Raw genomic sequence first — 531 nt, forward strand, 5'->3', positions numbered from 1 at the left:
ACCGTGCGACCACCGCACGGTGCCCCGGCCTTCTCACGGCCCCGCCGATGTGACCAGCGGGCCGAGGTCGACGGCGGCGCAGCGCCAGCGGGCGTCGGCGCCCAGCTCCAGCCGGAACGCGAGCGCGCTGAGCCGGTCGGCCGAGGCGATCCGGGCGAACGCCTCGATCACCCCGTGCCGCGGCCGGTACTCCCCGCACCGCCGTACGACGGGTGCGGCGCATCCGGCGGCGGGGCGCAGCGGTGCGCGGGGCGCGAGCACGATCAGCTGGTCATAGGCGTCCGGGAGGGCGTGCCCGAGCAGGGTGTGGACGGGCCGCTGGCCGCTGAGCGCGAGGAGCAGGCGCTGCGCGAACCAGTAGTGGGGCAGCCGGTCCCGCTCGCGCTGTACGGCGGCGAGGGCGGCCGTACGCGAGACGGCCGCCGCGCGCCGGGCCGGGCCGCCGCCGATTGGCCGCGTCGCGATGTGGGGGCCGGGCCGTAAGGCGGTCGCGCTTCCGGTCGCGCCGCCGGGTGCGCCGTCCGGCCGCCG

1 protein-coding gene is annotated in these 531 nt (G+C 79.3%); it reads right to left on the bottom strand.

The features are described from left to right. Positions 1 to 33: 33 nt before the first annotated feature. A partial coding sequence (locus EEJ42_RS30900; RefSeq protein ID WP_425472986.1) for an Rv3235 family protein occupies positions 34 to 531 on the bottom strand: 498 nt, incomplete at its 5' end.

Source organism: Streptomyces botrytidirepellens, from assembly GCF_003721215.1.
Classification (GTDB): Bacteria; Actinomycetota; Actinomycetes; order Streptomycetales; family Streptomycetaceae; genus Streptomyces; species Streptomyces himastatinicus.